The organism is Jiangella mangrovi (genome assembly GCF_014204975.1).
In the GTDB taxonomy this organism is placed as follows: Bacteria; Actinomycetota; Actinomycetes; order Jiangellales; family Jiangellaceae; genus Jiangella; species Jiangella mangrovi.
Window position 1 is genome coordinate 4,869,370 of record NZ_JACHMM010000001.1, and the last position, 15,207, is coordinate 4,884,576.

The following is a 15,207-nucleotide window of genomic DNA, read 5'->3' on the forward strand; positions in this document are numbered from 1 at the left end:
TGAGACCCATACCCGTCTGCTCGCATCGTTCACATCGGTTTCGTCGCACCCGTCTCGCCCTCGACCCTTCCGGTCGAGGGGGTGGGGTCGTCCAGCCGAGCCCCGCGCGGGCCGCCGTTCGTTGCGACTTCGTGACGGACCTGTGAGCGGATCGATCGGCGTGTCGGTGGCGGCGCGAGTCGGGAGGCGTTGTCCACAGGGCCGGCGAATTCGCCGACTCGTCCCCAAATCCGCTCGGGCCGGCTGACGCGGCCCGGTTCGGCGCGGAAGCTCGCTGACATGAGCCCTCTTCTCGTTGTCGTCCCCCTGCTCGGTCTCGTGCTCGGCCTGCTGCCCGCAGACCGCGCTGCCGCCTCGTCGCCCTCCGGTGCCATCCCACCGGGCGCCGGCTGGGTGTACCCCGTCGGGCCGCCGGGCGGGCCGGCCGAGGTCGTCCACGGCTTCGACCCGCCCGACCAGCCGTGGCTGTCCGGTCACCGCGGCGTCGACCTCGCGGCGACGGCGGGCGCTCCGGTTCGGGCTGCTGGGCCGGGCCGCGTCGTCTACGCCGGTCCGCTCGCCGGCCGGGGCGTCGTCGTCATCGACCACGGCGGGCTGCGCACCACGTACGAGCCGGTCGCCGCCTCCGTCACCGCCGGCGACGACGTCGGCGCGGGCTCGCTCATCGGGACGCTCGAGGTGGCCGGGAGCCACTGCGCGCCGGCGGCCTGCCTGCACTGGGGAGCGCGCGAGGGCGAGCGGTACACCGACCCGCTCGCGCTGGTCGGCGCCGGCCCGGTGCGGCTGCTCCCGCTCGGCGCGCGGACCTTGTCGGGCGCGCCACCGCCGGTGCCGCCGGCGTCGCCGTCGCCGTCGGTCGCGCTCGTCTGGCCGGTCGCGGTGCCGCGGGTGACCTCGCCGTACGGGCTGCGGGTGCACCCGATCACCGGCGAGCGCAAGCTGCACGACGGCGTCGACCTCGCCGCTGTCTGCGGGGCGCCGATCCGGGCGGCCGCCTCGGGCCGGGTGACCGGGGTGGGCGACCGCGGCCCGTACGGCCTGCGGGTGAGCGTCGACCACGGCCTCGTCCGCGGCACGCCCCTCACCACGTCGTACAGCCATCTGGCGGCGTTCTCGGTGGCGCCGGGCCAGCAGGTCCGGGCCGGCCAGCTGGTCGGGCGGGCGGGTAGCACCGGCCTCTCGACCGGCTGCCACCTGCACCTCATGCTGTACGCGGCCGGCCGGGTCACCGACCCGCTCCCCTGGCTCCCTGCCGGGGCGACGACGGCGACAAGTTACCTTGCGAAGGCACTCCGCGAGGGGTACCGTCGTTGACGGATCCCGCCATTGCACAGAGCGCCCGCAAACACGGTGTCTCCGACGACGACATGCTCCACGCCTACCGCTGCGCTATCAGGGACCGAGACCAGGACGACGGGCTGGTCATGCTGATCGGCCCCGGCCGGTCCGGCCAACTGCTCGAGATCGGGGTGGTCCGGTCCGAGTTCGGCTCGTCCATCGTTCACGCCATGAACGCCCGACCGAAGTACCTGAGGTGGTGACCATGCCCTACACGCACGAATACATCCTCGCCCACGCGGACGAGCTCGCCCGCCGCTTCGAGGAGCACGAGCCCGACCCGAGCACGTTCAGGGATGCCCGCCCGCTGGCCGCCATCTATCGGGCCGTTCAGGCACGCGCCCAGGCCGAGCGGGACATCGTCGAGGCCGTGGCCGAGGCGCGACGGACCGGACACCCGTGGTGGCTGATCGGGTCCTACCTCGGCACATCCGGCGAGGCGGCGCGGCAGCGGTACGGCAAACTGATCGCCGCCTGAGGAGATGACGGGCCGATGTCACAGGCGTCACAGTCCGTCGCATCGAGTGGAATCGGTTGTGCCGTGGATCACCACTGTGCACCCTGGAGAGATCCGTTGATCTTCGTGGGCACAGCCGTGCCCGCCCTCATGTGCCCGGAGCTGACGTCCGCATGTCCGTCCCTGTGTCCCCGACCCTCGCCCTCAACGAAGCTCTGGCGGAGAAGCGCCGGCACGGCATGCCCGTGCTGCCGCTCGGGTTCGGCGAGGCGGGGTTGCCGGTCCATCCGGCGCTGCGCGAGGCTCTGGCCATCGGCAGCAGCCGCAACGCGTACGGCCCGGTCGCGGGCACGGCCGAGCTGCGTGAGGCGGCGGCGGGCTACTGGGGCCGTCGCGGCCTGCCCACCGACCCCGGCCTCGTCGTGGCCGGGCCGGGGAGCAAGCCGCTGCTGTACGGGCTGCTGCTGGCGCTCGGCGGCGACATCGTGGCACCGTCGCCGGGATGGGTGAGCTACCGGGCACAGGCGCGGCTGACGGGGCACCGGCCCATCCACGTGCCGACGGTGCCGGGCCAGGGCGGCGTGCCGCGGCCCGACCTCGTCGCCGAGGCCGTGCTGGCCGCGCGTGGCGCCGGCCGGACCGTCCGCAGCGTCGTCGTCACGACACCCGACAACCCCACCGGCGACATCGCGTCGCGCGGCACGATCGAGCAGATCGCCCGGGTGGCCCGCGAGCTCGACCTCACCATCGTCTCCAACGAGATCTACCGCGACCTCGTCCACGACCCCAGCACGTTCGTGCACAGCCCGGCCGAGTTCGCGCCCGAGCGGACGGTCGTCACCACCGGGCTGTCCAAGAGCCTGGCCCTGTGCGGCTGGCGCCTCGGCGTCATGCGACTGCCCGACAGCCCGCTCGGCAGGTCACTCCTGGCCGACGTGCTGGGCGTGGCGAGCGAGGTGTGGTCCAGCCCGGCAGCCCCCGTCCAGTACGCCGCCGCCTACGCGTTCGGCGAGCCCGAGGAGCTGACCGAGCGGATCGAACGCAGCCGCCGCCTGCACGGTGCCGTGGTCCGGGCGGTCGCCGACCGGCTGCAGCGGGCGGGCGCCGTCCTGCCGACGCCGCGGGCCGGCTTCTACCTCTACCCGGACTTCAGCGGGTGGAGCGACTACCTCGAGCGCGAGCATGGCATCATCACTGGTCGGCAGCTGACGGCGTTCCTGCTGGACGCGTACGGCCTCGGCGGGCTGCCTGCGGCGGACTTCGAGGGCGGCCACGACGCGCTGCGCATGCGGCTGGCGACGAGCCTTCTCTACGGCGACACCGACGTGCAGCGCTACGCCGCCCTCGCCGCCGACGACCCCACCCGGCTGCCGTGGATCCGCGCGCACCTGGACCGGCTGGACGAAGTCCTCGGCGACCTCGCCCGCCACGCCGACCCCGTCCACGCCCGCGGCGTCGCCTGCTGACCCGCGCGGGCCGCGAACGGTGTGAGATCGGTATCGCCTGGACGACACCGGAGCCGCATCGTTCGCGCAGCATTCCCCTGGGTGGCGTCACTGTCGCCAGGACGACACCAGCGCCACCCACATCGCGGAGCGTTGCCCCACCGAGCCGCGGCGATCGGGGCGCCCGTTGCGTTCAGGCGCGCGGGTGCGCCTGCTGGTAGGCCTTGCGCAGTCGTTCGACAGAGACGTGCGTGTAGATCTGCGTCGTACCGAGGGAGGCGTGGCCGAGGAGCTCCTGGACGCTGCGCAGATCGGCCCCGCCCTCGAGCAGGTGGGTCGCGGCGGTGTGGCGCAGGCCGTGCGGCCCGAGGTCGGGCGCGCCCGGCACCGCCTGCAGCCGCCGGTGCACGACGGTGCGCGCCGCACGCTGGTCGAGCCGGCCGCCGCGGACCCCGACGAACAGGGCGGGGCCGGTCGTCGCGGCGACCAGCGCCGGGCGGCCGAGGCGCAGCCAGACGTCCAGGGCCTCGGCCGCGGGCAGGCCGTACGGCACGGTCCGTTCCTTGCGGCCCTTGCCGAGCACCCGCACGACCCGCCGCTCGCGGTCGAGGTCGTCGACGTCGAGGCCGACCAGTTCGCCGACCCGGATGCCGGTGGCGTACAGCAACTCCAGCAGCGCGTGGTCGCGCAGGTTGACCGGATCGCCGTCGGAGGCGTCGTCGGCCGCGGCGTTCATGAGGGTGGCGGCCTCGCCCGCGCGGAGCACCTCGGGCAGCGCCCGGCGCGCCTTCGGCGTGGCGAGCGGGGCGCCGACGTCCTCGGACAGCAGTCCGGTGCGGTGCGCCCAGGCCGTGAAGACGCGCGCCGCCGACGCCCGCCGGGCGAGCGTGGCGCGGGACCGGCCGCGGGTGCTCTGCCCGGCCAGCCAGCTGCGCAGCGCGGCGAGGTCGAGCTGGCCCACCTCGGTCCGGCCGAGCCGGGCCACGTGCGCCATGAGGGCGGCGACGTCGCCGGTGTAGGCGCGGATGGTGTGCTCGGACCGGTTCCGCTCGGCCGCGAGATGCCGGGCGAACTCCGCGACCGCACCGGCCAGCGGCTCGGGGAGGTCCTCGTCGGCGTCCATGGATCCAGGATCGCGCAGCCCGGCGGCGGCCCGGCGCCGCCACGCTGAGGGCGGCGCCGGCGAGTCACCGTCAGTCGTCGAGGATGAAGGTGACCTCCATGGCCACCTGGTAGGCGACGATCTCGCCGTCGCGGATCTCGACCTTCTGGTCCTTGACCCAGGCGCCGGAGACGTTGCGGAGCGTCTGGTTGGCCCGCGCGATGCCGATGCGGACGGCGTCGTCGAAGCTCGTCTCGGACCGCGCGCTGATGTTCGTGATGCGTGCGACAGAGCCCATGTTCGGTTCCCCTCTCCCTGTCGGCGCCGCCGGATGGCCTGGCGCCCATGATCTCCATGCATACCCCTCTCACGCAGGTCATGTACGGTTTTCGGGTGGACTGATCGTCGCGCCGAGCCGCCAGCCGCCGTCGACCCGGGTGATCCAGCCGCCGGCCGCCAGCTCGCGCAGCGCCGGGTCGACCGTGCTCGCCGCCAGCCCGGTGCGTCCCGCCAGGCCAGCGGCGGTCTCGACGGCGCCGGCGATCATGACCTCGCGGACCTTGCGCTGGGCCGGCCGCAGCACGTCGATGGGCCGGGCCTCGGCCTCGGGGTCGGCCGGGGCGGCGGTGCCCAGCCGGCCGACCGCCTCGAGCACGTCGCCGACGCTCGTGACCAGCGTGGCGGCACCGTTGCGCACCAGGGTGTGGCATCCGGCCGACAGCGCCGACGTGATGGGCCCCGGCACGACGAGCGTCTCGCGGCTGAGCTTCTGCGTCCACGCCGCCGTGCTGAGCGCCCCCGACCGCGGCGCCGCCTCGACGACGACCGTGCCGGCGCTCAGCGCGGCGATGATGCGGTTGCGTTCGAGGAACCACGCCCGCATGGGCCGGCTCCCCGGCGGCACCTCGCTGACCACCAGCCCCTCGGCCGCGATGCGTTCGAGCAGCTGGGCGTGCGTGCGCGGGTACGGCACGTCGACGCCGGAGGCGAGGACCGCGACGGTGGTGCCGCCGACGGCGAGGGCGCCCCGGTGCGCGGCGGCGTCGACGCCGAACGCCGCGCCCGAGACCACCGTCCAGCCCGCCAGCGCGAGGTCGGTCCCCAGGTCCGACGCGACCCGCTCGCCGTAACGGGAGCAGTTGCGCGAGCCCACGATCGCGACCGCCGACTCGGCCAGGGCCGCGAGGTCGCCGTCGCCGACCAGCCACAGCCCCAGGGGCGGCGGCACCGGTTCGGCGTAGTCGAGAGTCACCGCCATGACGTCGAGCGGGGCCGGCCAGCCCGGCTCGCCCGGGCACAGGTAACGCAGGCCGGCCTGCTCGGCCCGCTCGAGGAGGTCGGCCCCGTCGACCTGCGCGGCCCGGCGCCGCAGCACGTGCGTCCGGTCGAGGGCGTCGTCGCCGCCACAGATCGCGTGCCAGGTCGCCTCGGCCCCGGTGTCGCGCACGCGCAGGGCGACCACCTTGTCGCCCGGCTCGGTGACGGCGCTCAGCGCGGCCCGCGCCGCCCGCTCGGCGGACGAGGCCGACTGCCGCATGGTCTCGCCGCTCATGCGGCCACCTCCCTTCCGCACGAGCAACCCACCGCCGCCGGCCACGGGGCAGTCCCGGCCGGCACCGATCGCCGCGGCACCCCCGCCGCCCGCACGGCGCGTCCGAGAGCGCGAACCACCACCGCGCTCATGCGGCCACCGCGCTTCCGCACGAGCAACCCACCGCGCCGCCGGCCACGGGGCAGTCCCGGCCGGCACCGATCACCGCGGCACCCCCGCCGCCCGCACGGCGCGACCGACGGGCGCGAACGGCCACCGCGCTCATGCGGCCTCACCCCGGCGCCGTCTCAATGCCTCATGAACATCCGAGGCGGTGGGGCTGTCGCGACCGGCGAGGTCGGCGATGGTCCAGGCGACCCGCAGGACGCGGTCGACGCCGCGGAGGGTGAGTTGTCCGGCCCGGACGGCGGCGAAGGCGGGCGCGGTGACGCTGGGCGACAACTTCAGCTCGCGCCGCAGGTACGGGCCGGGCAGTTCCCCGTTGCACCGCCACGGGGTGTCGCGCAGCCGCCGCTCCTGGCGGGCCCGCGCCTCGGCGACGCGGTCGGCGACGACCTTGCTGGGCTCGGCGGACTCGGCCGCGACGTCGAGCTCGGCCATGGTGGGCGCGTCGACCTGGACCTGGATGTCGACGCGGTCGCGGACCGGGCCGGACACTCGCTGCCCGTAGCGCCGGACGGCGTCGGGCCGGCAGGTGCACTCGTGCACCGTGCTGCCGAAGTTGCCGCACGGGCAGGGGTTCTGCGCGAGCACCAGCTGGAAGCGGGCCGGGAACACCGACGTCGCCTCGGCGCGCGCCAGCGTGAGCGAGCCGCTCTCGAGCGGCTGGCGCAGGGAGTCGAGCACACGCGGCGGGAACTCCGGCGCCTCGTCGAGGAAGAGCACCCCGCGGTGGGCCAGGCTCGCGGCGCCCGGCCGCGGTACCCGCGACCCGCCGCCGACGATCGAGACGGCCGACGACGTGTGGTGCGGGTCGGCGAACGGCGGCCGGACGATCAGCGGCCGTCCCGGCGGGAGGACCCCCGCGATCGAGTGGATGGACGTCACCTCGAGCGACTCGTCGAGGGAGAGGTCGGGCAGCAGCGACGGCAGCCGCCGGGCCAGCATGGTCTTGCCCGACCCCGGTGAACCCGTGAGCAGCAGGTGATGGTGCCCGGCCGCCGCGATCTCGACCGCCCGCTTCGGCTCGGACTGCCCGGCGACGTCGGCGAGGTCGGCGGAATCGTCGGGCGTCGCCAGGATGGGGTCGGCCGCCTCCTCCAGCTCGTCCGCCGGCTCGGGCAGGATCTCGGTGCCGCGCAGGAAGGCCAGCACCTGCCGCAGCGACCGCGCGCCGAACACCCGCACGCCGGGGATCAGCCGCGCCTCGGCGGCGTTCGCCTCGGGCACGACGGCGCGTGCCAGCCCGGCCCGCTCGGCGGCCAGGACGGCGGGCAGCACCCCGCGCACCGGCCGCAGCCGCCCGTCGAGCGCCAGCTCGCCCAGGAACAGGACACCGTCGACCGCGTCGAGCGGCACCTCGTCGGCAGCGGCCAGGATGGCCACCGCCACGCCGAGGTCGAAGTGGCTGCCGCGCTTGGGCAGCGCCGCCGGCGACAGGCTGACCGTGATCTTCTGCAGCGGCCACGGCTCGCGGCTGGACAGCACAGCCGCCCGGACGCGGTCGCGCGACTCGTGCAGCGACGCGTCGGGCAGGCCGACCAGCGAGAAGCCGGGCATGCCGCCGATGTGCACCTCGATGTCGACGACGGTGCCGCGGACGCCGTTGAGCGCCACGCTGCGACACCGCGCCAGCCGCGTCATTGCGCACCCCGCACGTGCACGACCTGCGGCTCGCCCCGCCGGCGCCGGTGCACGGCGACGACGTCGACGCGGAGCTCGGCGCCGGCCCGCCCGGCGGCGTCGCGCCAGCGGCGCGCGAGCCGGTGCAGCCGGGCCAGCTTCTGCGGCGTGACCGCGTCGAGGCCGGAGCCGTACCCCAGCCCGCTGCGTGTCTTGACCTCGCACACCACGACCGTGGCGCCGTCGAGCGCGACGATGTCGATCTCGCCGATGTCGCAGCGCCAGTTGCGCTCGAGCACGACGAACCCGGCCTGCTCCAGGTGCTCCACGGCGACCCGTTCGCCGTAGGCACCGATGCCGTCCTTGACTCGCACCGGCCTCACCTCCCGCCATCGAGCTTGGCGGGATCGAGCGGCCGGTTCGACCGCGACATCGCGAAATGTGGACAGCCGGCGAAACTGGTCAGGCCTGTGGACGAGCGAGCGCCCGGCGGAACGAGCCAGGCGTCAGGTCTTCGGGATCTCCAGATCGCTCTTGGCGAGCTCTTCGACGTTGACGTCCTTGAACGTGACGACCTTGACGTTCTTGACGAAGCGCGCGGGGCGGTACATGTCCCACACCCAGGCGTCGCTCATGGTCACCTCGAAGTAGACGTCGCCGCCTTCACCGCGGACCTGGAAGTCGACGTTGTTCGTGAGATAGAACCGTCGCTCGGTCTCGACCACGTACGAGAACAGGCCGACCACGTCGCGGTACTCGCGATAGAGCGACAGCTCCATCTCGGTCTCGTACTTCTCGAGATCCTCAGCACTCATAGGTCGGGCTCTCCTTTCCAGCCTTCGTCTCCAAGGGATACCACGCGCGCGACGTTGGCGTATGACCGTCGGTGAACCGGACTCGGACCGTGTCGGCCGAGTGCGCTCTGGTGATCGTCGGTCACGTAGCCCTTGTGCGCGTCGAACCCGTAGTGGGGCCACTGTTCGTGCAGCTCACACATGATGCGGTCGCGGGTGACCTTGGCGATGACCGACGCTGCGGCGATGCACGCGGCCACCTGGTCGCCCTTCCACATGGCCAGTCCCGGGACCCCCAGTCCGGTGACCGGGAAGCCGTCGGTCAGCACGTACGACGGCGCCGGCTCGAGCCGGGCCAGCGCGCGGCGCATGGCGATGATGTTGCTGCGGTGCAGCCCGACGCGGTCGACCTCGTCGGGCGGGACGATGATGACCGACCACGCGACGGCGCGGGCGATCACCTGGTCGTAGGCGCGCTCGCGCGCCAGAGGGGTGAGCAGCTTGGAGTCGGCCAGGCCCGGGATCTCGCCGCGCTTGCCCGGCGCCAGGACCGCCGCGCCGACCACCAGCGGACCCGCACAGGCACCCCGTCCGGCCTCGTCGGCGCCCGCGACCGGCGTGAACCCGGACCGGGCCAACGTCCGCTCGTAGGCGTACAGCCCGGCGTCGCGCCGGACCACGACTCGTCGTCGGGCCAGGGTCGACATGTCAGGGTTCGGGGACGCCGTCGAACGCGCCGTGGCTGCTCACCCCACCCCAGCGGCTCAGCGGCCAGGCGATCGCGAAGGCGCGCCCCACCACGAGGTCGGCCGAGAACGTGCCGTGGATGCGGGAGTCGCCGGAGTTGGAGCGGTGGTCGCCCATGACGAACAGCTCGCCCTCGGGGACGGTGCGCTCGAACTCGTTGAGCGACGGCGAGTCGCCCGGGTAGAGATAGGCGGACTCCTCGATGGAGTGCCCGTTGACCTGGATGCGGCCCTGGTCGTCGCAGCAGCGGACGGTGTCGCCGCCGACGCCGATGACCCGCTTGATCAGGTGCTCCTCGGAGTCGTCGGGCAGCACGCCCACGAACTCGAAGACGTCCTTGATGGCGCCGCCGACGCCGGAGCCGCCGTCGGGTGCCTGGTCGCCGAGCCAGCGGTCGGGATCCTCGAACACGACGACGTCGCCGCGGTGGATGTCGCTGAACTGCAGGCTGATCTTCGACACGAGCACGCGGTCGCCGACGAGCAGCGTGTCTTCCATGGACCCGGACGGGATGAGGAAGGCCTGCACGAGGAAGATGCGCACCACCGTGGCGATGAGCAGCGAGAGCGCCACCACGATGGCGGTCTCTTTGAAGAAGGCGCTCAGCCCGGTGCGGGCCGGCTTGCCGGCCGGCTCGCTGTCGTCGCCACCGCGACGCGGGCTCCCGTCGCCTCCCCGAGGCAGGCTCTCCTCGGTCACGGCATCCCCCTGGGGTGTCCGGGGCGAGCCCGGAGAAGAGTCGAACGCTTCCGGCGGCACGTGAGCAACAATACGTGCCTCGGGCACGCTACCCGGTGGCGGTGCCGTGCCGTGCCACCGGGTCCCCGAGCGGGGAGCGTCAGGCCGTCTCGCGCTTCTCGCGGATCTTGGCGGCCTTGCCGCGCAGGTTGCGCAGGTAGTACAGCTTGGCCCGGCGGACGTCGCCGCGGGTGACCAGCTCGATCTTCTCGATGACCGGCGTGTGCACCGGGAAGGTGCGCTCGACGCCGACGCCGAAGCTCACCTTGCGGACGGTGAACGTCTCGCGGATGCCCGAGCCCTGACGGCGGATGACGACGCCCTGGAACACCTGGACACGAGAGCGGTTGCCCTCGACGACCCGGACGTGGACCTTGAGGTTGTCGCCGGCGCGGAAGGCCGGGATGTCGTCGCGCAGCTGCGCGGAGTCGACGGAGTCGAGGATGTGCATGATCGTGTTCGCTCTCTCGCGGGCGCCACAGGTCGCCTACGGATTCAGTGTGCTGTCAGGGTGTACCGCAGGTTCCCGGCCTTCGCGTCGGCGTCCCCCTGTGGCAGGGCGTCGCGAGCCGGGCAACAGCTGATCAGTCTGCCACAGACGGCGGCTGAACCGGAAACCCGGCCTCGTCGAGCACCGCGCGGTCGCGGGCGTCCAGGGCCGACGGATCGAGCCGCGCGACGAGGTCCGGACGGCGTTCGGCCGTACGACGCAGCGCCTGGTCGCGCCGCCAGCGGGCCACGTTGCCGTGGTGGCCGGACAGCAGGATCTCGGGGACGTCGAGTCCGCGCCACGTGGGCGGCTTGGTGTAGACGGGGTACTCGAGCAGGCCATCGGCGCCGTGCGACTCCTCGACCAGCGACTCCGGGTTGCCGACGACGCCGGGCAGCAGCCGGGCGACGGCCTCGACGATGACCAGCGCCGCCACCTCGCCGCCGTTGAGCACGTAGTCGCCGAGCGACACCTCGGTCACCGGCATGCGGGTCGCGGCGTCCTCGACGAGTCGGGCGTCGATGCCCTCGTAGCGCCCGCAGGCGAACACCAGCCAGGGCTCGGCGGCCAGCTCGTGCGCGAGCGCCTGGGTGAAGGGGCGGCCCGACGGCGCCGGCACCAGCAGCCGCGGGGCCCGGGCGGGGTCGCCGCTGCCGACGACGTCGTCGAGCGCCGCACCCCACACGTCGGGCTTCATGACCATGCCGGCGCCGCCGCCGTACGGGGTGTCGTCGACGGTGCGGTGCCGGTCGGTGGCCCAGTCGCGCAGGTCGTGGACGCGCAGGTCGAGCACGCCCGCCTCGCGGGCCTTGCCGACCAGCGACAGGTCCAGCGGCGCGAGGTAGTCGGGGAAGATCGTGACGACGTCGATCCTCATGCGCACGGCCTCACTCAGCAGACGGATCCTCTTCGAACAGCCCCGGCGGCGGGTCGATGACGACCCGCGAGCCGGCGACGTCGACCTCCGGCACGATCTCCACGACGAACGGCACCAGCGCCTCGCGGCCGTCCCCGAGCTCGATGGACAGCAGGTCCTGGCCGGGGGCGTGGATGATCTCGCGCACCACGCCGATGGCGGCGCCGTCGACCCCGACGGCCTTCAGGCCCACCAGCTGGTGGTCGAAGAACTCGTCGGGGTCGCCCGTGGTCTCGTCGTCGGCGACCTCGGCCAGCAGCAACGTGCCGCGCAGCCCCTCGGCGACGGTGCGGTCGGTGACGGCGTCGAACGTCACCAGCAGCCGCCCGCTGTGCCAGCGGGACCCGCGCACGGTGAGCGGGCCCCGCCGGACGGGGTCGGTGGTGAGCACGGCGCCGTCGGCGAACCGCTCGTCGGGCGTGTCGGTACGGACCTCGACGCTGACCTCGCCGCGGATGCCGTGCGCGCGCCCGATGCGCCCGACGGTGACGATCACGCCGTCGTCAGCGCCCGTCGACGTCGACGAAGTCGATGCGCACGCCGCCGTCGTTCGACAGCGCCGCGACGACCGTGCGGAACGACGTGGCCGTGCGGCCGCCGCGGCCGATGACCTTGCCGAGGTCGTCGGGGTGCACCCGGACCTCGAGCAGGCGGCCGCGGCGGAGCTGACGCGTGCGCACGCTGACGTCGTCGGGGTGGTCGACCACCCCGGCGACCAGGTGCTCCAGCGCCTCGGCCAGCATCAGGACTCGTCAGCCTTCGCCTCGGCGGCCGGCGCGTCGTCGGCCTTCGCCTCGGCCTTGGCCTCCTCAGCGGGAGCCTCGACCTTGGCCTCCTCGACCTTGGTCTCCTCGGCCGGAGCCTCAGCGGCAGGAGCCTCGGCGGCCGGCGCCTCGTCGGCCTTGGCCTCGGCCTTCTTGGCCGCAGCCTTCTTGGCCGGCTTCTTCTTCGGCGTGGTGGCGTCGGACTTCGGCTCGCCGTGGACCTCGGCCAGAGCGGCGTCGAACGCGGCGCGCTTCTCCTGCTTCGGCTCGGCGACCTTCAGCGTGCCCTCGGCGCCCGGAAGGCCCTTGTGCTTCTGCCAGTCACCCGTGACCTTGAGGATCGCCAGCACCGGCTCGGTCGGCTGCGCGCCGACGCCCAGCCAGTACTGCGCGCGCTCGGAGTCGACCTTGATGAGGCTCGGCTCGAGCTTGGGGTTGTACAGGCCGATCTCCTCGATGGCCCGGCCATCGCGCTTGGTGCGGGAGTCGGCGACGACGATGCGGTAGTGCGGCGAGCGGATCTTGCCCATCCGCTTCAGCTTGATCTTGACAGCCACTGGGGTGGAGTCTCCTTGGATGTTCACGCACGGGTGAGCCGTCGTCACCTGAGTGGGGCACCGATGACGACGGTTCGATGGATCCGGAGCTCGAGGGTGAGAGGGCCGCACGATCGCCGGTTCAGCAGGTCATTGTGCCAGATGGCGGCGTCCTGACCCAACTCCTACACCCGCTGGGCGGCCGGCTCCTCATCGACGACGGCGTCAGGTGCGGTCACCTTGCGGGCCAGCAGGACGATCGCGCAGGTCAGGATGGTGACGGTCATGGCGGCGACGAGCACGCGGTAGTCGACGACGGCGATCAGCGCGGCTCCCGTGGCGGTCCCGACCACCTGCGGCCCGTTGAGCGCCATGTTCGTGGCGGCCGACGTGCGGCCCTGCAGTTGCGGCGGGGTGAGCCGCTGGCGCAGCGTCACCATGCCGACGACGGCCCACACCACGCCGAGCCCCAGAATGGCGGCACCGACAAGGACGACGGCGGCCGACGGGGTCAGGGCCAGTCCCAGCCCGGCGCCGATGACGACGAGCCCGACGCCGACGGAGGCCCGCTCGCCGAGTCGCCGGATGAGCAGTGCCGCCGTCAGGCCGCCGACGATGGACCCGCCGCCCTGGATGCTGGACATGATGCCGAAGAACTCGGTCGGCAGGCCGAGGCCCTCGACGATGGCGAACGAGGCGGAGTTGGCGAAGCCCGTGACGGCGACCGCGATGCTGAGCAGCAGGATCAGGTCGGCCAGCGCCGGTGTGGCGCGCAGGTGCCGGAAGCCGGCGGTCAGCTCGCGCCGGAAGCTCTCGCGCTCGGCGGCGGGCGTGGGCGGGCTCTCGTCGACGCGGACGGTGAGCAGCACCAACGCCGCGATGACCAGCATGGACGCCGTCAGGACGGCGACCGCTCCCCCGCCGTACAACGCGTAGACGCCGGCGCCGGCCAGCGGCGTGAGCAGGCGCAGACCCTGGTCCAACGTGGTGAGCAGCCCGTTCGCGCCGGCCAGGTCGCCGTCGTCGAGCATGTCCCTGAGCAGGCCCGACTGCGCCGCCGAGGTCACGTAGCCGACCCAGCCGTAGCCGAAGGTGACCACGTAGATCACCCACAGGTCGGCGGCGTCGTCGACGGCGAGCAGCGCCAGCACCCCGGCGGCGGCGACGAGGTTGACGACGGCGACGAGCCGCTTGCGCGACACGCGGTCGGCCAGCTGCCCGGCGAGCGGCGCGAGGAACACGGGCAGGCCGAGCGCCAGGAAGACCAGCCCGGCGGCGGCGTTGCTGCCGGTCAGATCCTTGGCCCAGATGGCGACGGTGAGGTAGAGCGCGCTGTCGCCGAAGTTGCTGAACGTCCAGGCGACGGTGAGCCGGCGGAACGGCCGGTACGCCAGCGCCGACGGCATCGGCTCAGGCCGCGCTGATCAGCCGGTCGACGGCCGGCCGGTTGAGCTGGGGCCGGCCGTCGCGGGCGCGGCGGTCGAGCAGCTCGGCCAGCCGCGCGGACCGGTCGGCCCAGCGGTGCAGGCGGCGACTGCGGGCCAGGGCGCGACGGGTGCGCTCGGCGGCCGCGGCGGTGCGGCGCTCGGCGTGCGGATCGTAGTGAATGCTGGGGTCGAGGAACATGGCGGTCCCCTACGGCTGGTCGTCTGCGGCGGCAGGCTGCGGGTGGATGTCAGGATCGGGCGACACGGAACCGAGGAAGTGCACGACGCGGGCGCCCTCGGGCCGTGATGCGGGATCCTCGATGCGGCTGGCGAACCGCTCGGCGAGGTCATCCTGGAACTCGCGAAGACGTTCGACGATCTCGAGAGCCTCGCCCGCGGTCATCCAGTACGACGACGTATTGATGGTCATGGTGTCGAGCCACTCAGGCCCGAGCTCCGACGTCCGGCCGAGCGCCCGATGCAGGCGCGCCGCCTCGCGGTCGACGATGACCCCGGCGAACAACGACGCCTCCTGGACCGACTCCGGATTCTCGACGTCGGCGCCGATGCTGCGGCTGCGGCTCACCAACCGCCACGGCTTCTCGCGTCCGCGCTGCTCCCCCGGCTCGACATAGCCGTACTTGGCCAGCATGCGCAGGTGGAACGAGCAGCTCGCGACGCTCTCGCCCGTGCGCTCGGCGCACTGGGTGGCGGTCAGTTCCGCTTCGAGGCCCAGCAGGTCCATGAGCTGCAGGCGCAGCGGATGCGCGAGAGCCCGCATGGACTGCGGATCGGTGATCCTCTGGGTCTCCTCGTTGTTCATGACCCTAAAGCTACCTTGCTAAAGACGCCTTTAGCAAGGGTTCTTGAGGATTAAGTTCGGGGGTGGGAAAACGTGGGCTGGACGGGGTTCGCCGGGCGGCCCGTCGCAAGGTCGGCAACTGGTCGCGCCGCGGTCAGTTCCCGCCGGCCATTTTCCATGATCATCAATGATCCAACCCTCTATAGGTGGTTGGATCATTGATGATCATGGGGTGAGGCAGGCTGACGCCCCGGAAACAGGCTCACGCTCGGGAATCCGGCGCTTGGCAGCCGAATCCGGGCCGCAAGCGCCGGATT

General features: G+C 73.2%; 20 protein-coding genes. 4 read left to right on the forward strand and 16 right to left on the reverse strand.

Annotated features, from left to right (window positions below; all coding sequences use genetic code 11):
- Positions 1 to 279: 279 nt before the first annotated feature.
- The 4 genes from HD601_RS34990 (at position 280) to HD601_RS22475 (ending at position 3,261) form a co-directional block, all read left to right on the forward strand.
- A complete protein-coding gene (locus tag HD601_RS34990) occupies positions 280 to 1,314 on the forward strand; it encodes a peptidoglycan DD-metalloendopeptidase family protein (RefSeq protein ID WP_184825626.1) in 1,035 nt (344 codons plus the stop codon).
- On the forward strand, positions 1,311 to 1,541 hold the full coding sequence (locus HD601_RS22465) for a hypothetical protein (RefSeq protein ID WP_184825628.1): 231 nt from the start codon (positions 1,311 to 1,313) through the stop codon (positions 1,539 to 1,541). The genes HD601_RS34990 and HD601_RS22465 overlap by 4 nt, the downstream gene beginning before the upstream one ends.
- Before the next feature lie 2 nt (positions 1,542 to 1,543).
- A complete protein-coding gene (locus HD601_RS22470; RefSeq protein WP_184825630.1) occupies positions 1,544 to 1,816 on the forward strand; it encodes a hypothetical protein in 273 nt (90 codons plus the stop codon).
- 152 nt (positions 1,817 to 1,968) lie between these two features.
- Positions 1,969 to 3,261, forward strand: coding sequence for a pyridoxal phosphate-dependent aminotransferase (locus HD601_RS22475; RefSeq protein ID WP_184825632.1), 1,293 nt, complete (start codon positions 1,969 to 1,971; stop codon positions 3,259 to 3,261).
- Between the two features lie 172 nt (positions 3,262 to 3,433).
- On the opposite strand, the gene HD601_RS22480 is transcribed toward HD601_RS22475, so the two are convergent.
- The 16 genes from HD601_RS22480 to HD601_RS22555 form a co-directional block, all read right to left on the reverse strand.
- Positions 3,434 to 4,363: a tyrosine recombinase XerC gene (locus tag HD601_RS22480; protein WP_184825634.1), complete on the reverse strand. Its 930-nt coding sequence runs from the start codon at positions 4,361 to 4,363 to the stop codon at positions 3,434 to 3,436.
- A 70-nt stretch (positions 4,364 to 4,433) separates the two neighbouring features.
- On the reverse strand, positions 4,434 to 4,640 hold the full coding sequence (locus HD601_RS22485) for a dodecin family protein (protein WP_184825636.1): 207 nt from the start codon (positions 4,638 to 4,640) through the stop codon (positions 4,434 to 4,436).
- 78 nt (positions 4,641 to 4,718) lie between these two features.
- Positions 4,719 to 5,894 carry a DNA-processing protein DprA gene (gene dprA / locus HD601_RS22490; protein WP_184825639.1) on the reverse strand — a complete coding sequence of 392 codons (1,176 nt, stop codon included), beginning with the start codon at positions 5,892 to 5,894 and terminating at the stop codon, positions 4,719 to 4,721.
- Positions 5,895 to 6,155: 261 nt separating this feature from the next.
- On the reverse strand, positions 6,156 to 7,697 hold the full coding sequence (locus HD601_RS22495; RefSeq protein WP_184825641.1) for a YifB family Mg chelatase-like AAA ATPase: 1,542 nt from the start codon (positions 7,695 to 7,697) through the stop codon (positions 6,156 to 6,158).
- Positions 7,694 to 8,050, reverse strand: coding sequence for a YraN family protein (locus tag HD601_RS22500; protein WP_184825644.1), 357 nt, complete (start codon positions 8,048 to 8,050; stop codon positions 7,694 to 7,696). Before HD601_RS22500 ends, HD601_RS22495 begins: the two co-directional genes overlap by 4 nt.
- A gap of 132 nt (positions 8,051 to 8,182) precedes the next feature.
- Complete coding sequence (locus HD601_RS22505) at positions 8,183 to 8,491, reverse strand: DUF2469 domain-containing protein (protein ID WP_046772400.1); 309 nt, start codon at positions 8,489 to 8,491, stop codon at positions 8,183 to 8,185.
- A complete protein-coding gene (locus HD601_RS22510; protein ID WP_184825646.1) occupies positions 8,488 to 9,177 on the reverse strand; it encodes a ribonuclease HII in 690 nt (229 codons plus the stop codon). The genes HD601_RS22505 and HD601_RS22510 overlap by 4 nt, the downstream gene beginning before the upstream one ends.
- Position 9,178: 1 nt before the next feature.
- Positions 9,179 to 9,916 (reverse strand): signal peptidase I, encoded by a 738-nt coding sequence (gene lepB / locus HD601_RS22515; RefSeq protein WP_184825648.1) that lies wholly within the window; start codon positions 9,914 to 9,916, stop codon positions 9,179 to 9,181.
- 139 nt (positions 9,917 to 10,055) lie between these two features.
- Positions 10,056 to 10,409 (reverse strand): 50S ribosomal protein L19, encoded by a 354-nt coding sequence (rplS, locus tag HD601_RS22520; RefSeq protein WP_343076518.1) that lies wholly within the window; start codon positions 10,407 to 10,409, stop codon positions 10,056 to 10,058.
- A 130-nt stretch (positions 10,410 to 10,539) separates the two neighbouring features.
- Entirely contained in the window at positions 10,540 to 11,322 is a 783-nt protein-coding gene (trmD, locus tag HD601_RS22525; RefSeq protein WP_184825652.1) for a tRNA (guanosine(37)-N1)-methyltransferase TrmD, read from the reverse strand.
- A gap of 10 nt (positions 11,323 to 11,332) precedes the next feature.
- On the reverse strand, positions 11,333 to 11,857 hold the full coding sequence (gene rimM / locus HD601_RS22530) for a ribosome maturation factor RimM (protein ID WP_184825654.1): 525 nt from the start codon (positions 11,855 to 11,857) through the stop codon (positions 11,333 to 11,335).
- A 7-nt stretch (positions 11,858 to 11,864) separates the two neighbouring features.
- Positions 11,865 to 12,104, reverse strand: a complete 240-nt coding sequence (locus HD601_RS22535; RefSeq protein WP_092618113.1) for an RNA-binding protein — start codon at positions 12,102 to 12,104, stop codon at positions 11,865 to 11,867.
- The gene (gene rpsP / locus HD601_RS22540) at positions 12,104 to 12,682 is read right to left on the reverse strand and encodes a 30S ribosomal protein S16 (RefSeq protein ID WP_184825656.1); all 579 of its coding nucleotides are present in this window, start codon (positions 12,680 to 12,682) and stop codon (positions 12,104 to 12,106) included. The genes HD601_RS22535 and rpsP overlap by 1 nt, the downstream gene beginning before the upstream one ends.
- Positions 12,683 to 12,846: 164 nt before the next feature.
- Positions 12,847 to 14,067: an MFS transporter gene (locus HD601_RS22545; protein ID WP_184825658.1), complete on the reverse strand. Its 1,221-nt coding sequence runs from the start codon at positions 14,065 to 14,067 to the stop codon at positions 12,847 to 12,849.
- Positions 14,068 to 14,071: 4 nt separating this feature from the next.
- Positions 14,072 to 14,287, reverse strand: coding sequence for a hypothetical protein (locus tag HD601_RS22550; protein WP_184825660.1), 216 nt, complete (start codon positions 14,285 to 14,287; stop codon positions 14,072 to 14,074).
- Positions 14,288 to 14,296: 9 nt separating this feature from the next.
- On the reverse strand, positions 14,297 to 14,911 hold the full coding sequence (locus tag HD601_RS22555; protein WP_184825662.1) for an ArsR/SmtB family transcription factor: 615 nt from the start codon (positions 14,909 to 14,911) through the stop codon (positions 14,297 to 14,299).
- Between the last annotated feature and the right edge of the window lie 296 nt (positions 14,912 to 15,207).